The 15,690-nt window shown below is 50.2% G+C and carries 8 protein-coding genes; 6 read left to right on the forward strand and 2 right to left on the reverse strand.

The window, feature by feature from the left end; translation table 11 throughout:
* Positions 1–64: 64 nt before the first annotated feature.
* The 6 genes from METH5_RS0114605 (at position 65) to METH5_RS0114630 (ending at position 6,807) form a co-directional block, all read left to right on the forward strand.
* Positions 65–946 carry a CoA ester lyase gene (locus tag METH5_RS0114605; RefSeq protein WP_029149201.1) on the forward strand — a complete coding sequence of 294 codons (882 nt, stop codon included), beginning with the start codon at positions 65–67 and terminating at the stop codon, positions 944–946.
* 11 nt (positions 947–957) lie between these two features.
* Positions 958–2,019, forward strand: coding sequence for a MaoC family dehydratase (locus METH5_RS0114610; protein ID WP_029149202.1), 1,062 nt, complete (start codon positions 958–960; stop codon positions 2,017–2,019).
* Positions 2,019–3,017: a CoA ester lyase gene (locus METH5_RS0114615; protein ID WP_029149203.1), complete on the forward strand. Its 999-nt coding sequence runs from the start codon at positions 2,019–2,021 to the stop codon at positions 3,015–3,017. The genes METH5_RS0114610 and METH5_RS0114615 overlap by 1 nt, the downstream gene beginning before the upstream one ends.
* A 163-nt stretch (positions 3,018–3,180) precedes the next feature.
* A complete protein-coding gene (gene prpB, locus METH5_RS0114620) occupies positions 3,181–4,059 on the forward strand; it encodes a methylisocitrate lyase (RefSeq protein ID WP_029149204.1) in 879 nt (292 codons plus the stop codon).
* Positions 4,060–4,078: 19 nt separating this feature from the next.
* Positions 4,079–5,242, forward strand: a complete 1,164-nt coding sequence (gene prpC, locus METH5_RS0114625) for a 2-methylcitrate synthase (RefSeq protein WP_029149205.1) — start codon at positions 4,079–4,081, stop codon at positions 5,240–5,242.
* A 104-nt stretch (positions 5,243–5,346) separates the two neighbouring features.
* A complete protein-coding gene (locus tag METH5_RS0114630) occupies positions 5,347–6,807 on the forward strand; it encodes a bifunctional 2-methylcitrate dehydratase/aconitate hydratase (protein WP_029149206.1) in 1,461 nt (486 codons plus the stop codon).
* A gap of 52 nt (positions 6,808–6,859) precedes the next feature.
* Here the strand turns inward: METH5_RS0114630 and METH5_RS0114635 are convergent, their stop codons facing one another.
* Positions 6,860–9,820: a DUF6701 domain-containing protein gene (locus METH5_RS0114635; protein ID WP_232411072.1), complete on the reverse strand. Its 2,961-nt coding sequence runs from the start codon at positions 9,818–9,820 to the stop codon at positions 6,860–6,862.
* Between the two features lie 212 nt (positions 9,821–10,032).
* The gene (locus tag METH5_RS15275; protein WP_232411073.1) at positions 10,033–15,678 is read right to left on the reverse strand and encodes an Ig-like domain-containing protein; all 5,646 of its coding nucleotides are present in this window, start codon (positions 15,676–15,678) and stop codon (positions 10,033–10,035) included.
* Between the last annotated feature and the right edge of the window lie 12 nt (positions 15,679–15,690).

The following is a 15,690-nucleotide window of genomic DNA, read 5'->3' on the forward strand; positions in this document are numbered from 1 at the left end:
GTTGACACCATTTTTTTATTCATGAATAATGAATCCAATTTCTTGCCGCAACAAAGGAAAACCCATGTCGTATGCACTCAGACCCAGGCGCTCGATACTCTATGTCCCGGGTTGCAATCAGCATTATCTGGAACGTGCTCGGTCACTGGCGGCAGACGCTGTCATTCTCGACCTGGGCGACCCTATTCTGGTCGATGCAAAAATCCAGTCGCGTCACAATGTGGTACATGCAGTGCAGCAAGGCGGCTACGGCAAAAGAGAAGTCGTGGTGCGCGTCAATGACCTGCACTCCATTTGGGGCCATGACGATATTAAAGCGGTGGCCAACATAGGCGCAGACGCGATTTTGTTCCCCAATATAGAGTCGCGCGAAGATGTATTGCAGGCGCAACAATTATTAGACGATGCGGGCGGCAAAGATGTGCCTATGATGGTGATGATAGAAAGCCCGCTGGCGGTATTGAATGCCAAAGAGATTGCCGCGGCTTCAGAACGCATTATCTGTATGGTGATGGCGACCTCGGACCTGATTTCGCAACTGCACGCACGCGTGACACACGAGCGATCAGCGATATTAACTTCGTTATCGCTAGTGATTCTGGCAGCACGCGCCTATGGCAAAGGCGTGATTGACGGCATTACGTCAGACTTTAAAAACATGCATTCGTTTGAATATGCCTGCCGCATTGGCCGTGACATTGGCATGGATGGCAAGTCATTGGTGCATCCGGCACAAATTGCTTATTGCAACGATGCTTATACGCCGCAACGGGCAGAAGTCGAGCATGCACGGCTGATTATTAAAGCCCTCAAAGAAGCCAACGAGGGTGGGCGCGGCACGGTGGTGGTGAATGACAAGCTGGTCGAACATCACCACATCAAAGCCGCACAACGCTTGATTCAACTGGCAGAGGCCATCGCCGAGCTAGAAGAAGAGTTTATATAAAGGAGTTGAAAATGAGCACAAAAATCAACACCGGACGCTTTTTTGAACATTTTACTCTGGGTGAAACCATCCAGCACGCTACGCCGCGCACCATCACTTCAGGTGATACGGCCTTGTATATTGCACTCACGGGCGCACGCAACCCCTTGCATTGCAGCGAGCCGCTTGCGCAGTCATTAGGTTACCAGCAGGCACCGATCGACGACCTGCTGGCCTTTCATATTGCCTTTGGCAAAACCGTGCCTGACATTTCGGTGAATGCGGTGGCTAATTTGGGCTACGCAGATGTGCGTTTTATACAGCCGACCTATGTGGGCGACACCCTCACGACCTCAAGCGAAGTGATTGGCCTCAAACAGAATTCCAACGGCAAAAATGGTGTGGTCTGGGTACGCTCCACCACGGTCAACCAGCATCACCAACCAGTGCTGAGCTGGGTGCGCTGGGTCATGGTGCACAAAAAAAACCAGGATGCCCCGGCGCCAGAAACCGTGATTCCCGAGTTGCCGGAGTTTGTGAGCGCTGAATCATTAGCCGTGCCGCCACAGTTCAAGCTCAATAGCAGCCTGGGCGCAGCTACCGGCGGTAAATATTGGTGGGATGACTACGCGGTGGACGAGTGCATGCGCCACCCATCAGGCCTGACCATCAATGAAAGTGACCATACCATGGCCACGCATTTATACCAGAACAATGCGCGGCTGCACTTTGATGCACATTTGATGAAAAGTACGCCGCAGGGCCAATGCCTGGTTTACGGTGGCGTGGTCATTTCGGCTTGTCGCGCACTGAGTTATGAGGGCCTGGAAAATGCCATCTCTATTCTGGCGATTAATGGCGGCACCCACGCTAATCCGAGTTACGCAGGCGACACCATCTACTGCCTGACCAAAGTACTGGATAAGTGGGCCCTGCCCCACCCTGAGTTGGGTGCACTGCGCTTGCGTATGGTAGGCGTTAAAAATATGCCGCCCGCCACGCTGGAAAACATCAAAACCACACAGGGCTACCACCCGCATGTGGTTCTCGACCTGGACTACACCGTTTTAATGCCAAGAAAAGGAAACTCATAATGGCCGTTCATCCAAATCAGGCACTGTTTGGCGGTGAAAAACCGTTTCCGGTGATTCCAGCCTGTGAACACTTTGCTGGCAGTGAAAAACTCATCCTGAAAGCGTTATCGCTGCAAGACCCGGCCACGCCAAATGGCGTTGGCCCGGTGTTTGATATTACCTGTGACTGCGAAGACGGTGCCGCCAGCGGCCAGGAGCAGGCACACGCCGAGATGATCGTGCGCATTTTGAACTCTGACGCTAACCGATACAAGATGGCGGGTGCACGCATTCATGATTACACGCATCCGCACTGGAAAAAAGACATCGACATTTTGGTCGGCGGTGCCGGTGAGGTGCTGAGCTATATCACCATTCCTAAATGCACAGACATCGCGCAAGCGCGCGAAATGATTACTTACATCCAGCAAGTGGCAAAACAGCATGGCATCACGCGTGAAATCCCGGTGCATATCCTGATTGAAACGCATGGTGCGCTCAGGCAAGTACATGAGATTGCTCAATTACCCTGGCTACAAGTGCTGGATTTTGGCCTGATGGACTTTGTCAGCGCGCACCATGGCGCGATCCCTGCGACCGCCATGCGCAGCCCTGGCCAGTTTGAGCATCGTTTGCTGGCGCGTGCCAAAACAGAAGTGGTCTCCGCCGCGCTGGCCAATGGCGTAGTGCCTGCACACAACGTGACGCTCGACCTGAAAAATGTAGAAGTCACTTACAGCGATGCCTACCGTGCCCGCAACGAATTTGGCTTTATGCGCATGTGGAGTATTTACCCGACGCAGATTCAGGCGATTGTCGATGCCATGAAACCTAACTTTGATGAAGTCATCGACGCCGCCAACATATTACTGGCCGCACAAACAGCTGACTGGGGCCCGATTCAGTATGCCGGTGAATTGCACGACCGCGCGACGTATCGCTACTTTTGGGAAGTGTTGCAAAAAGCCAAGCAAACAGGTGTTGCCATGCCGGAAGATGCTGAAGAAGCGTTTTTTTAATACTTAGCCATAGAGGTCACAGAACACACCGAGAAAACCTGAGATTTTTTTACTCAGTTTATGAGCATTCAATCAATGTTGAATAGCAAGTCATTTCAATCAGTCTTTGATGACTCTCTCTGTGAACGCTGTGTTCTCTGTGGCAAAAAATAAGGATTCAAATATGCAACAAATGACTTCAGCAGGCGCACGATTTCGCGCAGCACTTGCCGCCGAAAAGCCATTACAAATCATAGGGGCGATTAACGCCTATCATGCCATGCTGGCCACACAATCCGGGTTTAAAGCCATCTATTTGTCTGGCGGCGGCGTGGCGGCAGGCTCTTTAGGCTTGCCTGACCTGGGCATTTCTGGCCTGGAAGATGTGCTGGTTGATATCCGCCGCATTACCGATGCCGTGGATACGCCGCTACTGGTGGATATTGATACTGGTTTTGGCGGCGCCTTTAATATTGCGCGCAGCATTAAAAGTGTGGCCAAAGCGGGCGCGGCTGCCGTACATATTGAAGACCAGGTCACCGCCAAACGCTGTGGCCATCGGCCAAACAAGGCCATTGTCAGCCTGGATGAAATGGTGGACCGCGTGAAAGCAGCCGTTGATGCCAAGCCTTACGATGACTTTGTGGTGATGGCGCGCACCGATGCGCTGGCAGTTGAAGGGTTGCAATCAGCGATAGACCGTGCCTGTGCTTGCGTGGAAGCTGGTGCAGACATGATTTTCCCAGAGGCCATGACTGAGTTAGGCATGTATCAGCAATTTGTTGATGCGGTGAAAGTGCCCGTGCTGGCGAACATTACCGAGTTCGGCTCTACGCCTTTATTTACTGTGGACGAATTGGCGACTGCAGGCGTGGGCATGGTGTTGTACCCGCTATCGGCTTTTCGCGCCATGAATCAGGCCGCACTCAATGTGTATCAAAGCGTACGCAAAGACGGCACCCAGAAAAACGTGCTGGACTTAATGCAAAGCCGTGCCGATTTATATGAGCATCTGGGCTACCACGCTTTTGAACAGAAGTTGGATGCACTTTACAAGAAATAGTCTGAGTAGGAGTTGAGCGATGAATACGAGCACCAATCCCCCCTCTACCGAAGCCCCTAAACGCAAAAAAGGGGTGGCCCTGGCCGGTGTCGCTGCAGGCACCACGGCCATTTGCACGGTTGGCCATAGTGGCAATGACTTGCATTACCGGGGTTACGATATTATTGAACTGGCAAAACATGCCACCTTCGAAGAAGTCGCTTATATGCTGATTTACGGCGAGCTGCCCAACCAGGCACAACTCACTGCCTATCATCAAAAGCTCAAAAAGCTACGCGGCCTGCCCAGTGCACTCAAAGCTGTACTGGAACAGATTCCTGCCAATGCGCACCCGATGGATGTGATGCGCACGGGCTGCTCAATGTTGGGCACACTGGAGCCAGAAGCGGTTGACCGCAACACGGCCGGCGCACAGGCACTGGGTGACCGCCTGATTGCCAGCTTTGGCTCCATTCTCATCTACTGGTATCAATTTAGCCATCGCGGTGTACGCATTGAGGTAGAGACGGACGACGACTCTATCGCCGCGCACTTTCTACATATATTGCATGGCAAAAAACCATCTGAGTTGCATATCAAAGCCATGAACACCTCGCTGGTGTTATATGCCGAGCATGAGTTCAACGCATCAACCTTTACCTCGCGCGTGATTGCAGGCACGTTGTCCGACCTCTACTCCTGCATCACTGGCGCGATTGGTGCCTTGCGCGGCCCTAAACACGGTGGCGCCAACGAAGCAGCCATGGAGATCATTGAGCGCTACCAGACCCCGGACGAAGCCGAGGCCGACATCATGGCGCGCATGGCGCGCAAAGAAATCGTCATTGGCTTTGGCCACCCGGTCTACACCATTGCTGACCCGCGCAATGAATCTATCAAAGCGGTCAGCAAGTCACTGTGCGAAGCGGCAGGCAATATGCAGCTGTTTGATATTTCTGCCCGCATTGAAGCCACCATGTGGCGTGAGAAAAAAATGTTTCCCAACCTCGACTGGTACAGCGCCTCCAGCTACCACATGATGGGTATTCCCACCGGCATGTTCACGCCGATTTTTGTCATCTCACGCACCACCGGCTGGGTCGCGCATGCGATTGAGCAACGTATAGACAACAAAATTATTCGCCCGAACGCCGAATACAACGGGCCCGACAACAGGCCATTTGTGCCGCTGGAAAAACGTTAACTTAGTCTAGCCACAGAGGACACAGAGAGCACAGAGAAACCCGTGCTTCTTTTTAGCCTCTGTGTCCTCTGTGGCTTAATCTTTTTATTTGAAAGAAACACATTATGTCCGCCCATATTTCTAACGTCCGCCCCGATCCCGATCAGGTGATTGTGGATATTGCCAATTACGTGGCAGATTTTGAGATCAACTCCAATGAGGCGTATGACACGGCACGCAACTGCCTGATGGATACGCTGGGCTGTGGCTTTGAAGCACTTGACTACCCGGCCTGTACCAAATTGCTAGGGCCGGTGATTGCAGGTACGGTAGTGCCTAATGGCGCCAAAGTACCCGGCACCTCCTTTCAGCTAGACCCTATCCTGGCCGCCTTCAACATTGGCGCCATGATCCGCTGGCTAGATTTTAACGACACCTGGCTGGCGGCAGAATGGGGCCACCCGTCTGACAATCTGGGCGGTATTTTGGCGTCTGCCGACTACATATCGCGCAAAAACGTAGCCGAAGGCAAAGCAGCGTTAACCATAAAAGACGTGCTGACCGCAATGATTAAAGCACATGAGATTCAAGGCGTACTGGCACTGGAAAACAGCTTTAACCGCGTGGGCCTCGACCATGTGATTCTGGTCAAAATCGCCTCAACGGCGGTGGTAACCAAATTACTAGGTGGCGACAAGCAGGATATTATCAATGCAGTTTCAAATGCCTTTGTCGATGGCCAAAGCTTGCGCACCTACCGCCATAGCCCCAATACGGGCTCACGAAAATCGTGGGCAGCGGGTGATGCTACCTCACGCGCGGTGCGCTTGGCCTGGATGACCTTGCAAGGTGAAATGGGTTACCCAAGCGCATTAACAGCTAAAACCTGGGGCTTTTACGATGTGTTGTTTAAAGGCAATGCCTTTAAATTCCAGCGCCCGTACGGTAGCTACGTCATGGAGCAAGTGCTATTTAAAATCTCTTTCCCGGCTGAGTTTCATGCGCAAACCGCGGTTGAGTCTGCGTTTCAATTGAATAAAGAGGTGGGCAGCCGTCTGCAAACATTGGGGGACATTGCCAATATTGTAAAAATTGTCATCACCACCCACGAATCAGCGATTCGTATTATTGATAAAACCGGCCCGATGAATAACCCGGCTGACCGTGATCACTGCATTCAATATATGGCGGCTGTCGGTTTGCTCAAAGGTAGCCTGACGGCGCTGGATTATGAAGATGCCGCAGCGGCTGATCCTCGTATTGATGCCTTACGCGACAAAATGACCTGTGTCGAAAAAGCCGAATACACGCGCGACTACCTGGATCCGGAAAAACGCTCAATTGCCAACGCCATCCAGATATTCTTTAAAGATGGGACGCAATCCAGCAATATCGCGGTGGAATACCCGATTGGCCACCGCCGCCGCCGCGGCGAGGGCATCCCGGAGCTGGTGAAGAAGTTCAAGGTGAATCTGGCACGCCGGTTTGACACGGCCAGACAAGCTGAAATTTTGGCACTATGTGAAGATCAGGCAACACTAGAGGCAACGCCTGTTCACCAGTTTGTAGACTTATTGATGGTTTAAACGCAAACGGTGTAGGGTGCGAAGTTGCTGCCTACACCGTTAAGCGACTCAATTAGAAACTTTCGCGCATATAAACAATCGGTGTTTTGTAAATGCCAAAGGTTGCGCGGGCAACGGGCTCTGCCCCAAACCAAGGCAGCACACCGCTGATGGCTGGAGCTTCCAAGGCGGTAACACAGGTTTTTTCAGCAATAGCCGCTGTGCCAAGATTGACTTCTACATCAACGCTGCCGGTATTAGGTACGCCGTTTTGCGCCACCCCTGGCGCACTAAGCTTTAAACCTAGCAAGCCACGACTCATCACGGCCCCAGCGGCCAAGGTCGTCTCACAGGCGGCTAAATTACCTTTATAACTTTTAAGCGCCACGCTTAACGGCGGGACGACAGTACAGTTATCCAGCTGGTTTCTGACATAAGCGAGACCGTTCCAGTATTGCGCCTCTAGTTGCATAGGCAAAGGTAATAGCTCAGAGCCATGCGCGTTGTGTAGCATCAGCTTACCGTAGCGGTAATCCAAATTGGACGCGAGCTCGGTTGATGGCGAAGAGATCGTGACGCCAGTGTCTATATATTGAGGCTGGGTAGAGATACTCATGCTTTGCGGGCTAACGGGTGCAGCTGGGCGAGCAATCTTATGTTTAGCCACTACCGCAGCAATACCATTAATCCAACTGCCAGTTAACGCAGGCGCCGCTGCACTCAAACCAAGTGTAGCCCCCACGGATGGCGATAGTGTGAAATGGTAATTGCTGAGCCTTAAAGGATCAAAAATAGCGGCAAAAGTGCCTGTAAAGTTCTGCGTTGTGACATTAGCCACATTTTGTGCGGTAAGGGTGAACGGCGTTGTCACCCCCGGGTTAAGATGAGTGTCTTGATCAAAGTAAGAGTAAGCACCACAAGCGTTTCTACTCACAACACCGGCGGTGACCTGAAAATGGTCGGGCACAAAGCGCCCCATATAGACAGTTGTAGCCGGGACATAGCCAAAGGAGCAGGCCTGCTTATTGTTAAGAGCAGTAAACCCTGCAATACAGTCACCCACACCGGCATCCACCTGGGTAAACGTATCATCGTAAATACCCTGCGCGGCAAATTTAAAATAGCCGACCTCACTATAACTAAAGTCTGTGCCCGTGCTTGTGCCAATACTAGCCTGGTTAAACGAGCCAGAGACTGTGCCAGAACGCACGGCCCCTGTATGTGCGACAATCTTGCTATCGTCTGTTTTAGGCGTGCCATTGTAGTTTGTCAGCCCGGTCGTCACGGTCATGTTAAATCGCCCACTACCTGCTTTAATGATAGGGCTATTGCTGGTGTTGCTGCCATTGGTCACATCGGCATTGGCATTACTTGAGCTCACACTATTAAAGCTGGCTGGCCGCACGGAAAAATTATCTGTTGATAGAGAAATCGGCTGGAAAGCATTGCTATCAGTCACCTGGCAACGTAGGTTCTTATAAGCATTGGTGATCGTTGCAGAGATGCTTTTGCGGCCAAGATCACTGTTGCTGAAAGTCACACTCTGCGTCGACAGCGTTGTTTTGGTTCCGCCACAGGTTTGATTAATCAACACGGCAGGATCACCACAATCCACCACTGTCACTTCAACCGTTTTATTGGCCTCCCCTACCGCCACAAAACCGGTACTGACGCTGTTATCTGCCGCCAGCGCCACCACATCAACATTAAACGCACTGTTTGCTATCTGGGTGAGTAAATGGCCATTGGCGGCATTTGGATTAGTCACAGACGGATCAATACAGTTGAATTTTGCAGCTTGCGTAGTACATTTGCGCACAACGTACCCAAATGGGTTATACACACACGACGTTTGAGAGCAGGTGCCGCTGTTTGCACAGCACACCCCGCCGGTGGTTGAATTAAACTCTAACTTGATTGCCCAAATATTATTAGCGGTACTTTTCGCACACCCAGTGATCTTGCCATAATTATCAATCGCCCCGGTCACCGTAACTGAGTTATTAATTACAGACTGGCTATCAATATACACATTGTTATTAATTGAAGCCAATGCCCCACTATTGGTCACCTGCACGCTGCCATTGATGGTTGAACCATTATACAAAAATACGCCTGAATCAATATCAGAGCGCACAGTAACAGTGCCTTGAATAACCGTTTGGTAAATCGTCATACTCGCGTGCACCAAGCCGGTTGCAGTGACGTTGACATCGCCCTGCACCGTCGTGCCAGCGCCCAAGGTTAGATAACCTGCCTGCACGTTAATGGCGCCGTAATAGTTGCTATATTGTGAAGAGGCGCCATCTAAGTTACCGACGTTAATATAGCCTGACAACGCGTTATTCTGACCATTGACAAACATATAGCAGCCAGCGCAACTGACCCCGTTGGTAATGGTGTTAAATCCTGAGAGGTTGAGGCTGCCTGATGTAGTGCTCAACATGCCGTTGACTGCCACCGCCCGCGAGAGCGTGACCGGGCCAGTTCTACCAGCAACATTGCCATTGACTACGGCATCTTGTGCCATAAAAATAGACCCGAAACCACTGCTGATCACATCCCCCTGTATGGTGCCAGCAGCGTTAATAGAGCCATTAGAAATAAGCAGATTGCCACGGATGTATGACGCGCCATAAATATTGACCAGATTAGTACCTGCATTAATGGTTGCATAGACGGTACTTGCATTGAGTGTGACGGCACCATTGTTGTAAAACGTGACGTTAGCTAATTGTGTGGCATTACCTACTCGATAAGCACCGACATTCAAGGCACCATTCACGGTCACACTGACATTACCGTTATCGAGAAACTGCACCTGATCTTGAATATTAATAAAACCAGTGCAGGTATACACGCCCGCACTACCGATGCAACCCGGTGGCATCGGCGCGCCCGACGCCGCCGGAAATGAATACAAGGCCGCCACAGACCCGCTGACAATCAAAAGCAAAAAACCGACGATACACTGCACTACTCGAATACTACCAACGCGTTGCTGAACCTTTAATACACCATCTGCCAAATGCATATACAAGCTAATCTAAAACATTAATTAACTTATTTTACCAATATTAACCACAAATACATCCATATGTTAATAAATGTTTTTATGCTTCTTATTGCGATATGCGAGCTGATGCCCTCGTTAGGTAACCAAATAATTGTCAGTAAAAATGATTGAACTGGCTTTAGAAAATAAAAAAGCGACCCGAAGGTCGCTTTTTTAACTAACACTGGCAATTAGTCAGTAATCAGTTTTTGCTGAGACAACAAGTTGGAGATAATCGCTGCATCACTGGTTTGGCCAGTGGTTAGGTCAACACCACTCAACACGATTTGCTGGGTAGTATTGCCACTACTAAAGCTACCAGACACATTGTGTGCATCGGTTGCGAACCCACCATTAGAACTGATATGAACAATGGTATCGCTGCCGGATTTTTCAAAGTGAATGTAGTTCACCAGGTTGCCCGCATTCTCGCCTTGCAGCAAGTCACGCACGTCCAGAATATCACCACCCTGACTGACAGAGCTCTTGTTAAAGTCAGTGATGGTGTCACGCGCTGGTGTACCAGCCACGCCATCATCACCACGATCCCATTTGAATACGTCTACGCCAGCGCCACCAGTCAGGGTATCGTTGCCTTTACCACCAATCAGGATGTCGTTGCCATCGCCGCCATTCAATTTATCGTTGCCAGCACCACCACGCAAGATGTCATTACCAGCGCCACCATTCAAGGTGTCATCACCTGCATAACCGTAAATGATGTCGTTGCCCGAGGTGCCCGTCACTGTGTTATTGCCACTATCACCACCCAGAATGGCAGCAGTGTTATTGCTGCTCAACAAATCGACATTAATCAGGTTAGAAGCTGATTCACTGTCTTGCAGGTGCGTGCTGTCCGTCGCTGTAATTGTAAAGTTCTGGAACAAGCTAATATCCACAGCCTGCTGATTGGTTTTCACCGTGGACAAGAACTCGTTGATGGCGAGGTTATCAACCGTGCCTCCATCAGCGGCAGTAATCACCATTTTGCCACTCGCGCCAATCAAGCCAAGGAACCCACTGCTTTGGGTGTAGCTAACATTCAGGCCCAACTCACTCGCAACCGCTTGTGAGTAAGTCAGGTAAGCCGTACCCAATGTCACACCAATTAAAGTGTTATAAGCAATCGTCACAGAACTGATGTTGTTATTCACATCACTTGCAGTAAATGCCTGACGGCTAGAGAAATTGAGCAAGTCAACGTTCAGCAGGCCTGGCAAGGTCAACAAGCCTGCAGCACCCATACCATTGCCAACTTCTGGTGCAACTTGCGGGATAGATGTCACCTGCTTGGCCACATTGACAGTCAACGTGGCAGAGCTGGTGTCACCATCATTGTCGCTCAGTGTGTAATTAAATGTACTGGTGCCAGCAGTGCTTGTATTTTTTGGAGTGAATGAGAATGAACCGTCATCCATATCCACCAAGAAAGTGCCTTTGCTGGTTGTAATCGTCAGTTTATGGCTGCCAGTGTCATAAGTACTGTTGTTGGTGCCAGTAACAGTGATTGCACCGGTTGATGAGTTAAACGTGTATGTAGACCCATCCACTGCAATCGACTTCACATAACCACCGTCTGCACCAAACCCACCACCAGACAATAAGCTACCAGTGATTGAGCTACCGACAGTCTCATTCAATACTGAATCCAACTGGCCAAATGAGGTCACACGCACGCCATCAGTATTCGTACCCGTTTGACCATCATAAGCAATCGGATTTAGCTCAGTGTTTGAAGTCACACCGGAGCCGATACCAATAGAGTAAGACTTAATGTGGTTATTGTTCAGGAAGGTAATCCATGTAGCCTCTTCTGCTTGCTGAATCCCTCTATCAGAGTTGTTGCTATTCTCTGAACCAGTCAAGCTACCGTCACCACCCACGCCACGGTTAGGTTGGCCATCCGTAAAGAAGTAAGACACGTTTTGCGCATTATCCAGCTTACCCGTCGAGTTAAATGCACTCATTGCTGTGTTTAATGCAGAGTCATAGTTAGTATTGCCATTAGCAATCAGGTTATTCAAGTAAGCTTTAGCGTCTGCAATGCTCAACCAGCCATTACCTAATTGTCTGGTTTGATCCAAACCGGCAAAAACAACCAATGCGACTTTGACGTCACCCATATCGTCGTATTTATCCAGCAGGTTTTTCACTGACTGAATGGCACTGGCCAAACGTGACTGATTATTGACACCATCTCTTGTGTCCATACTGCCAGAAACATCCAATGTAATCATGATGTTGGTGTTAGCCGTCGTAGTCGCTGTCACCGTCTGATTCGTTGCTGTTGGCGCATCATCTGACACATTAATGGTAATTGAACCTTTGGTGGTGCTATCTGCATCATTGGCATTCACACCAAATTTAATGGCCAATGTATCTTCCTGGCCTGCCACTGGATGATCAACCGGGCCAGACAACTGCACTGCATAGTCGCCTTTGCTGTCGATAGTCACACGAATCACTTCTTTGCCATTGGCCGAACCGATCAGCGTGCCGGTGTTATTGCCAGACCAGGTAATGGTCGTACCGCCTGACGTATAAGTCGTTGTTGGTTCCGTCAGGGTCACGCTCTTCAAGTCACCATTAGGATCAGAAATACCCATGGAGCCAGTTGCGATCACATTAGAAGGACCAGCATCCAGCAAACCGCCTGGTAAGCCGTCTTCAGACACGCTCGTTTCTGAATTCAGAGTCACGAAAACCGGTGACTGATTCAGCGTGTATGCATAGTTATCACTTGGCACACTGGTATTACCCGCATTATCAGTAGCTGTCACAGTGTAGTTATGCAAGCCTTTGGTAATGTCAGTGGTAGGCGTAAATACCCATTTGCCGTCTTTATCAGCAACAGCAGTACCAATCTTAGTCGCACCATCATAAATGGCAACGGTACTACCAGCCTCGGCCTTGCCGGTTAATGTTGGTGTTGCATCATCGGCAACACCGCCATTCGCCACATTGCCTTTTACTGCACCAAAGTCATCGTAGATGTTATCAATCGTTGGTTTAGTTGGCGCAACATTATCGACCACATAGCTTAACTGTGTTGTCGCGACACCAACGTTCCCTGCGGTATCCGTAGTAGACACTTTCGCATCAATCGTTTTATCAGAGTCTGCTACCAGCTCAGAACCTGGCACACTGACGCTAAAGCCTAATTTGCCATCAGTACGTGTAATCACTGTGGTGTTGTAGTCTTTACCATTGATAGTCACGACTACTGGATCACCAAGCTTAGCCTCGCCACCTACTGTACCGGTGACTGGTTGATTTACACCCGGCTGAGATTCAGCGATATTGATAATGCCGTCGCCACCAAAATTAGCATCCAAAGCAATAGTTGCCACAGGTGGTGTCAAATCAAGGCTATATGTCAACTGAGTCGTTTGGCTTGCTGTGTTACCAGCATTGTCAGTCACAGTCACTTTGGCATCAATGGTCTTGTCTGGATCTGCAGCTAACTCATTACCAGCCACATTGACACTGAAACCTAACTTGCCGTCAGTACGGGTCACCACTGTCGTAGCGTAGTCTTTACCATTGATGGTCACAACGACTGGGTCGCCCAGTTTGGCGTCACCGCCAACTGTACCGGTCACTGGTGTAGTTGAAGTCGCTTTCGCTTCTTCAATGTTGATGATGCCATCACCACCGAAGTTAGCATCCAGAGCGATTTCTGCTTTAGGTGGCGTCAGGTCCAGGCTGTAGGTCAGCTGGGTAGACTGGCTTGCTGTGTTACCAGCGTTGTCAGTCACAGTGACTTTCGCATCGATGGTCTTGTCAGGGTCAGCAGCCAGTTCATTACCGGCCACATTGACACTGAAGCCCAGCTTGCCGTCAGGACGTGTAATCACTGTCGTGCTGTAGTCTTTGTTATTGATCGTCACAACCACTGGATCACCTACTTTGGCATCACCGCCAACGGTACCAGTCACTGGTGTAGTTGAAGTCGCTTTCGCTTCTTCAATGTTGATGATGCCATCACCACCGAAGTTAGCATCCAGAGCGATTGTTGCGACAGGCGGGGTCAAATCAACGGTATAAGTCAGTTGAGTAGATTGGCTCAGACTATTGCCTGCGTTGTCACTCACAGTCACCTTAGCATCAATCGTTTTGTCTGGGTCAGCAGCCAGTTCATTACCTGCCACATTCACGCTGAAGCCCAGTTTACCGTCAGTACGTGTGATCACTGTCGCGTTGTAGTCTTTACCATTGATGGTCACGACCACTGGATCACCTGCTTTAGCGTCACCACCAACGGTACCGGTCACCGGAATAGTTGTGGTCGCTTTGGCTTCTTCGATATTAATAATGCCGTCGCCAGCAAAGTTGGCATCCAAGGCAATCGTTGCAAACAAGTTTGGATTCACTGCTAGTTTATAGTCTTGTGTATCAGTGGCGGTTGCGCTGTTACCTGCGGCGTTTGTCGTCGTCACGCTTGCAAAGATCGTGCTATCAGTGTCAGCAGCCAGGTCTGCCCCAGGCACATTAATTGAGAATTTACCGCCAGTTTGCACTGTACCGGTGAAGTCCTTGTTGTTGATGGTCAGGGTAACAACATCACCCACTTTAAACTGACCACTGACTGTACCGGTCACTGGAATCGCAGCGGCAGTAGATTCAGCAACGTTCACAATGCCGTCGCCTGCCACGTTCGCATCCAGGCTGATTGCAACAGCTGGTGGTGCTGTATTGACAGTGTATGTTTGTGTATCGGTTGCTGTCGCGCTATTGCCCGCAGCATTGGTGGTAGTGACGCTGGCGAATACCGTTGCATCAGGATCTGCTGCCAAATCTGCACCAGGCACATTAATGGAGAAAGTACCGTCTGTCGCAACTGCACCGGTAAAGTCTTTACCGTTAATCGTCACCGTCACAATGTCGCCAGTTTTGAACTGGCCACTTACTGTACCAGTCACTGGAATCGCAGCGGCTGTAGATTCAGCAACGTTCACAATGCCATCGCCTGCCACGTTTGCATCCAGGCTGATTGCAACAGCTGGTGGTGCTGTATTCACAGTGTATGTTTGTGTATCGGTTGCTGTCGCGCTATTGCCCGCAGCATTGGTGGTAGTGACGCTGGCGAATACCGTTGCATCAGGATCTGCTGCCAAATCTGCACCAGGCACATTAATTGAGAAAGTACCATCAGTCGCAACTGCACCGGTAAAGTCTTTACCGTTAATCGTCACCGTCACAATGTCGCCAGTTTTGAACTGGCCACTTACGGTGCCAGTCACAGGAATTGCTGCTGCTGTAGATTCAGCAACGTTCACAATGCCGTCGCCTGCCACGTTTGCATCCAGGCTGATTGCAACAGCTGGTGGTGCTGTATTGACAGTGTATGTTTGTGTATCAGTCGCAGTTGCGCTGTTACCTGCGGCATTCGTCGTTGTCACGCTCGCAAAAATAGTAGCATCAGAATCAGCTGCCAGGTCTGCACCAGGCACATTGATTGAGAACTTGCCACCATCCAAAACAGTGCCAGTAAAGCTCTTGTCGTTGATCGTCAAGGTCACTGTATCGCCGATCTTGAACTGGCCACTGACTGTACCAGTCACTGGAATCGCTGCCGCTGTAGATTCAGCGACGTTCACAATGCCATCACCTGCAACGTTAGCGTCCAGACTGATCGCCAGTGCTGGCGGCAACAGATTTACAGTGTAAGTCTGTGTATCTGTTGCTGTGGCACTGTTACCCGCGGCATTGGTGGTGGTAACACTGGCAAATACGGTGCTGTCTGCATCAGCAGCCAAATCGGCACCAGGCACATTAATGGAGAAAGTACCGTCTGTCGCAACTGCGCCAGTAAAGTCTTTACCGTTAATCGTCACCGTCACAATGTC

The organism is Methylophilus sp. 5, assembly GCF_000515275.1.
GTDB lineage: Bacteria > Pseudomonadota > Gammaproteobacteria > Burkholderiales > Methylophilaceae > Methylophilus.

Bases quoted from the DNA above. Each gene is read 5' to 3' on its own strand.
- METH5_RS0114605 (WP_029149201.1), top strand. From the start codon at position 65: ATGTCGTATGCACTCAGACCCAGGCGCTCGATACTCTATGTCCCGGGT.
- METH5_RS0114610 (WP_029149202.1), top strand. From the start codon at position 958: ATGAGCACAAAAATCAACACCGGACGCTTTTTTGAACATTTTACTCTG.
- METH5_RS0114615 (WP_029149203.1), top strand. From the start codon at position 2,019: ATGGCCGTTCATCCAAATCAGGCACTGTTTGGCGGTGAAAAACCGTTT.
- prpB (WP_029149204.1), top strand. From the start codon at position 3,181: ATGCAACAAATGACTTCAGCAGGCGCACGATTTCGCGCAGCACTTGCC.
- prpC (WP_029149205.1), top strand. From the start codon at position 4,079: ATGAATACGAGCACCAATCCCCCCTCTACCGAAGCCCCTAAACGCAAA.
- METH5_RS0114630 (WP_029149206.1), top strand. From the start codon at position 5,347: ATGTCCGCCCATATTTCTAACGTCCGCCCCGATCCCGATCAGGTGATT.
- METH5_RS0114635 (WP_232411072.1), bottom strand. From the start codon at position 9,820: ATGCATTTGGCAGATGGTGTATTAAAGGTTCAGCAACGCGTTGGTAGT.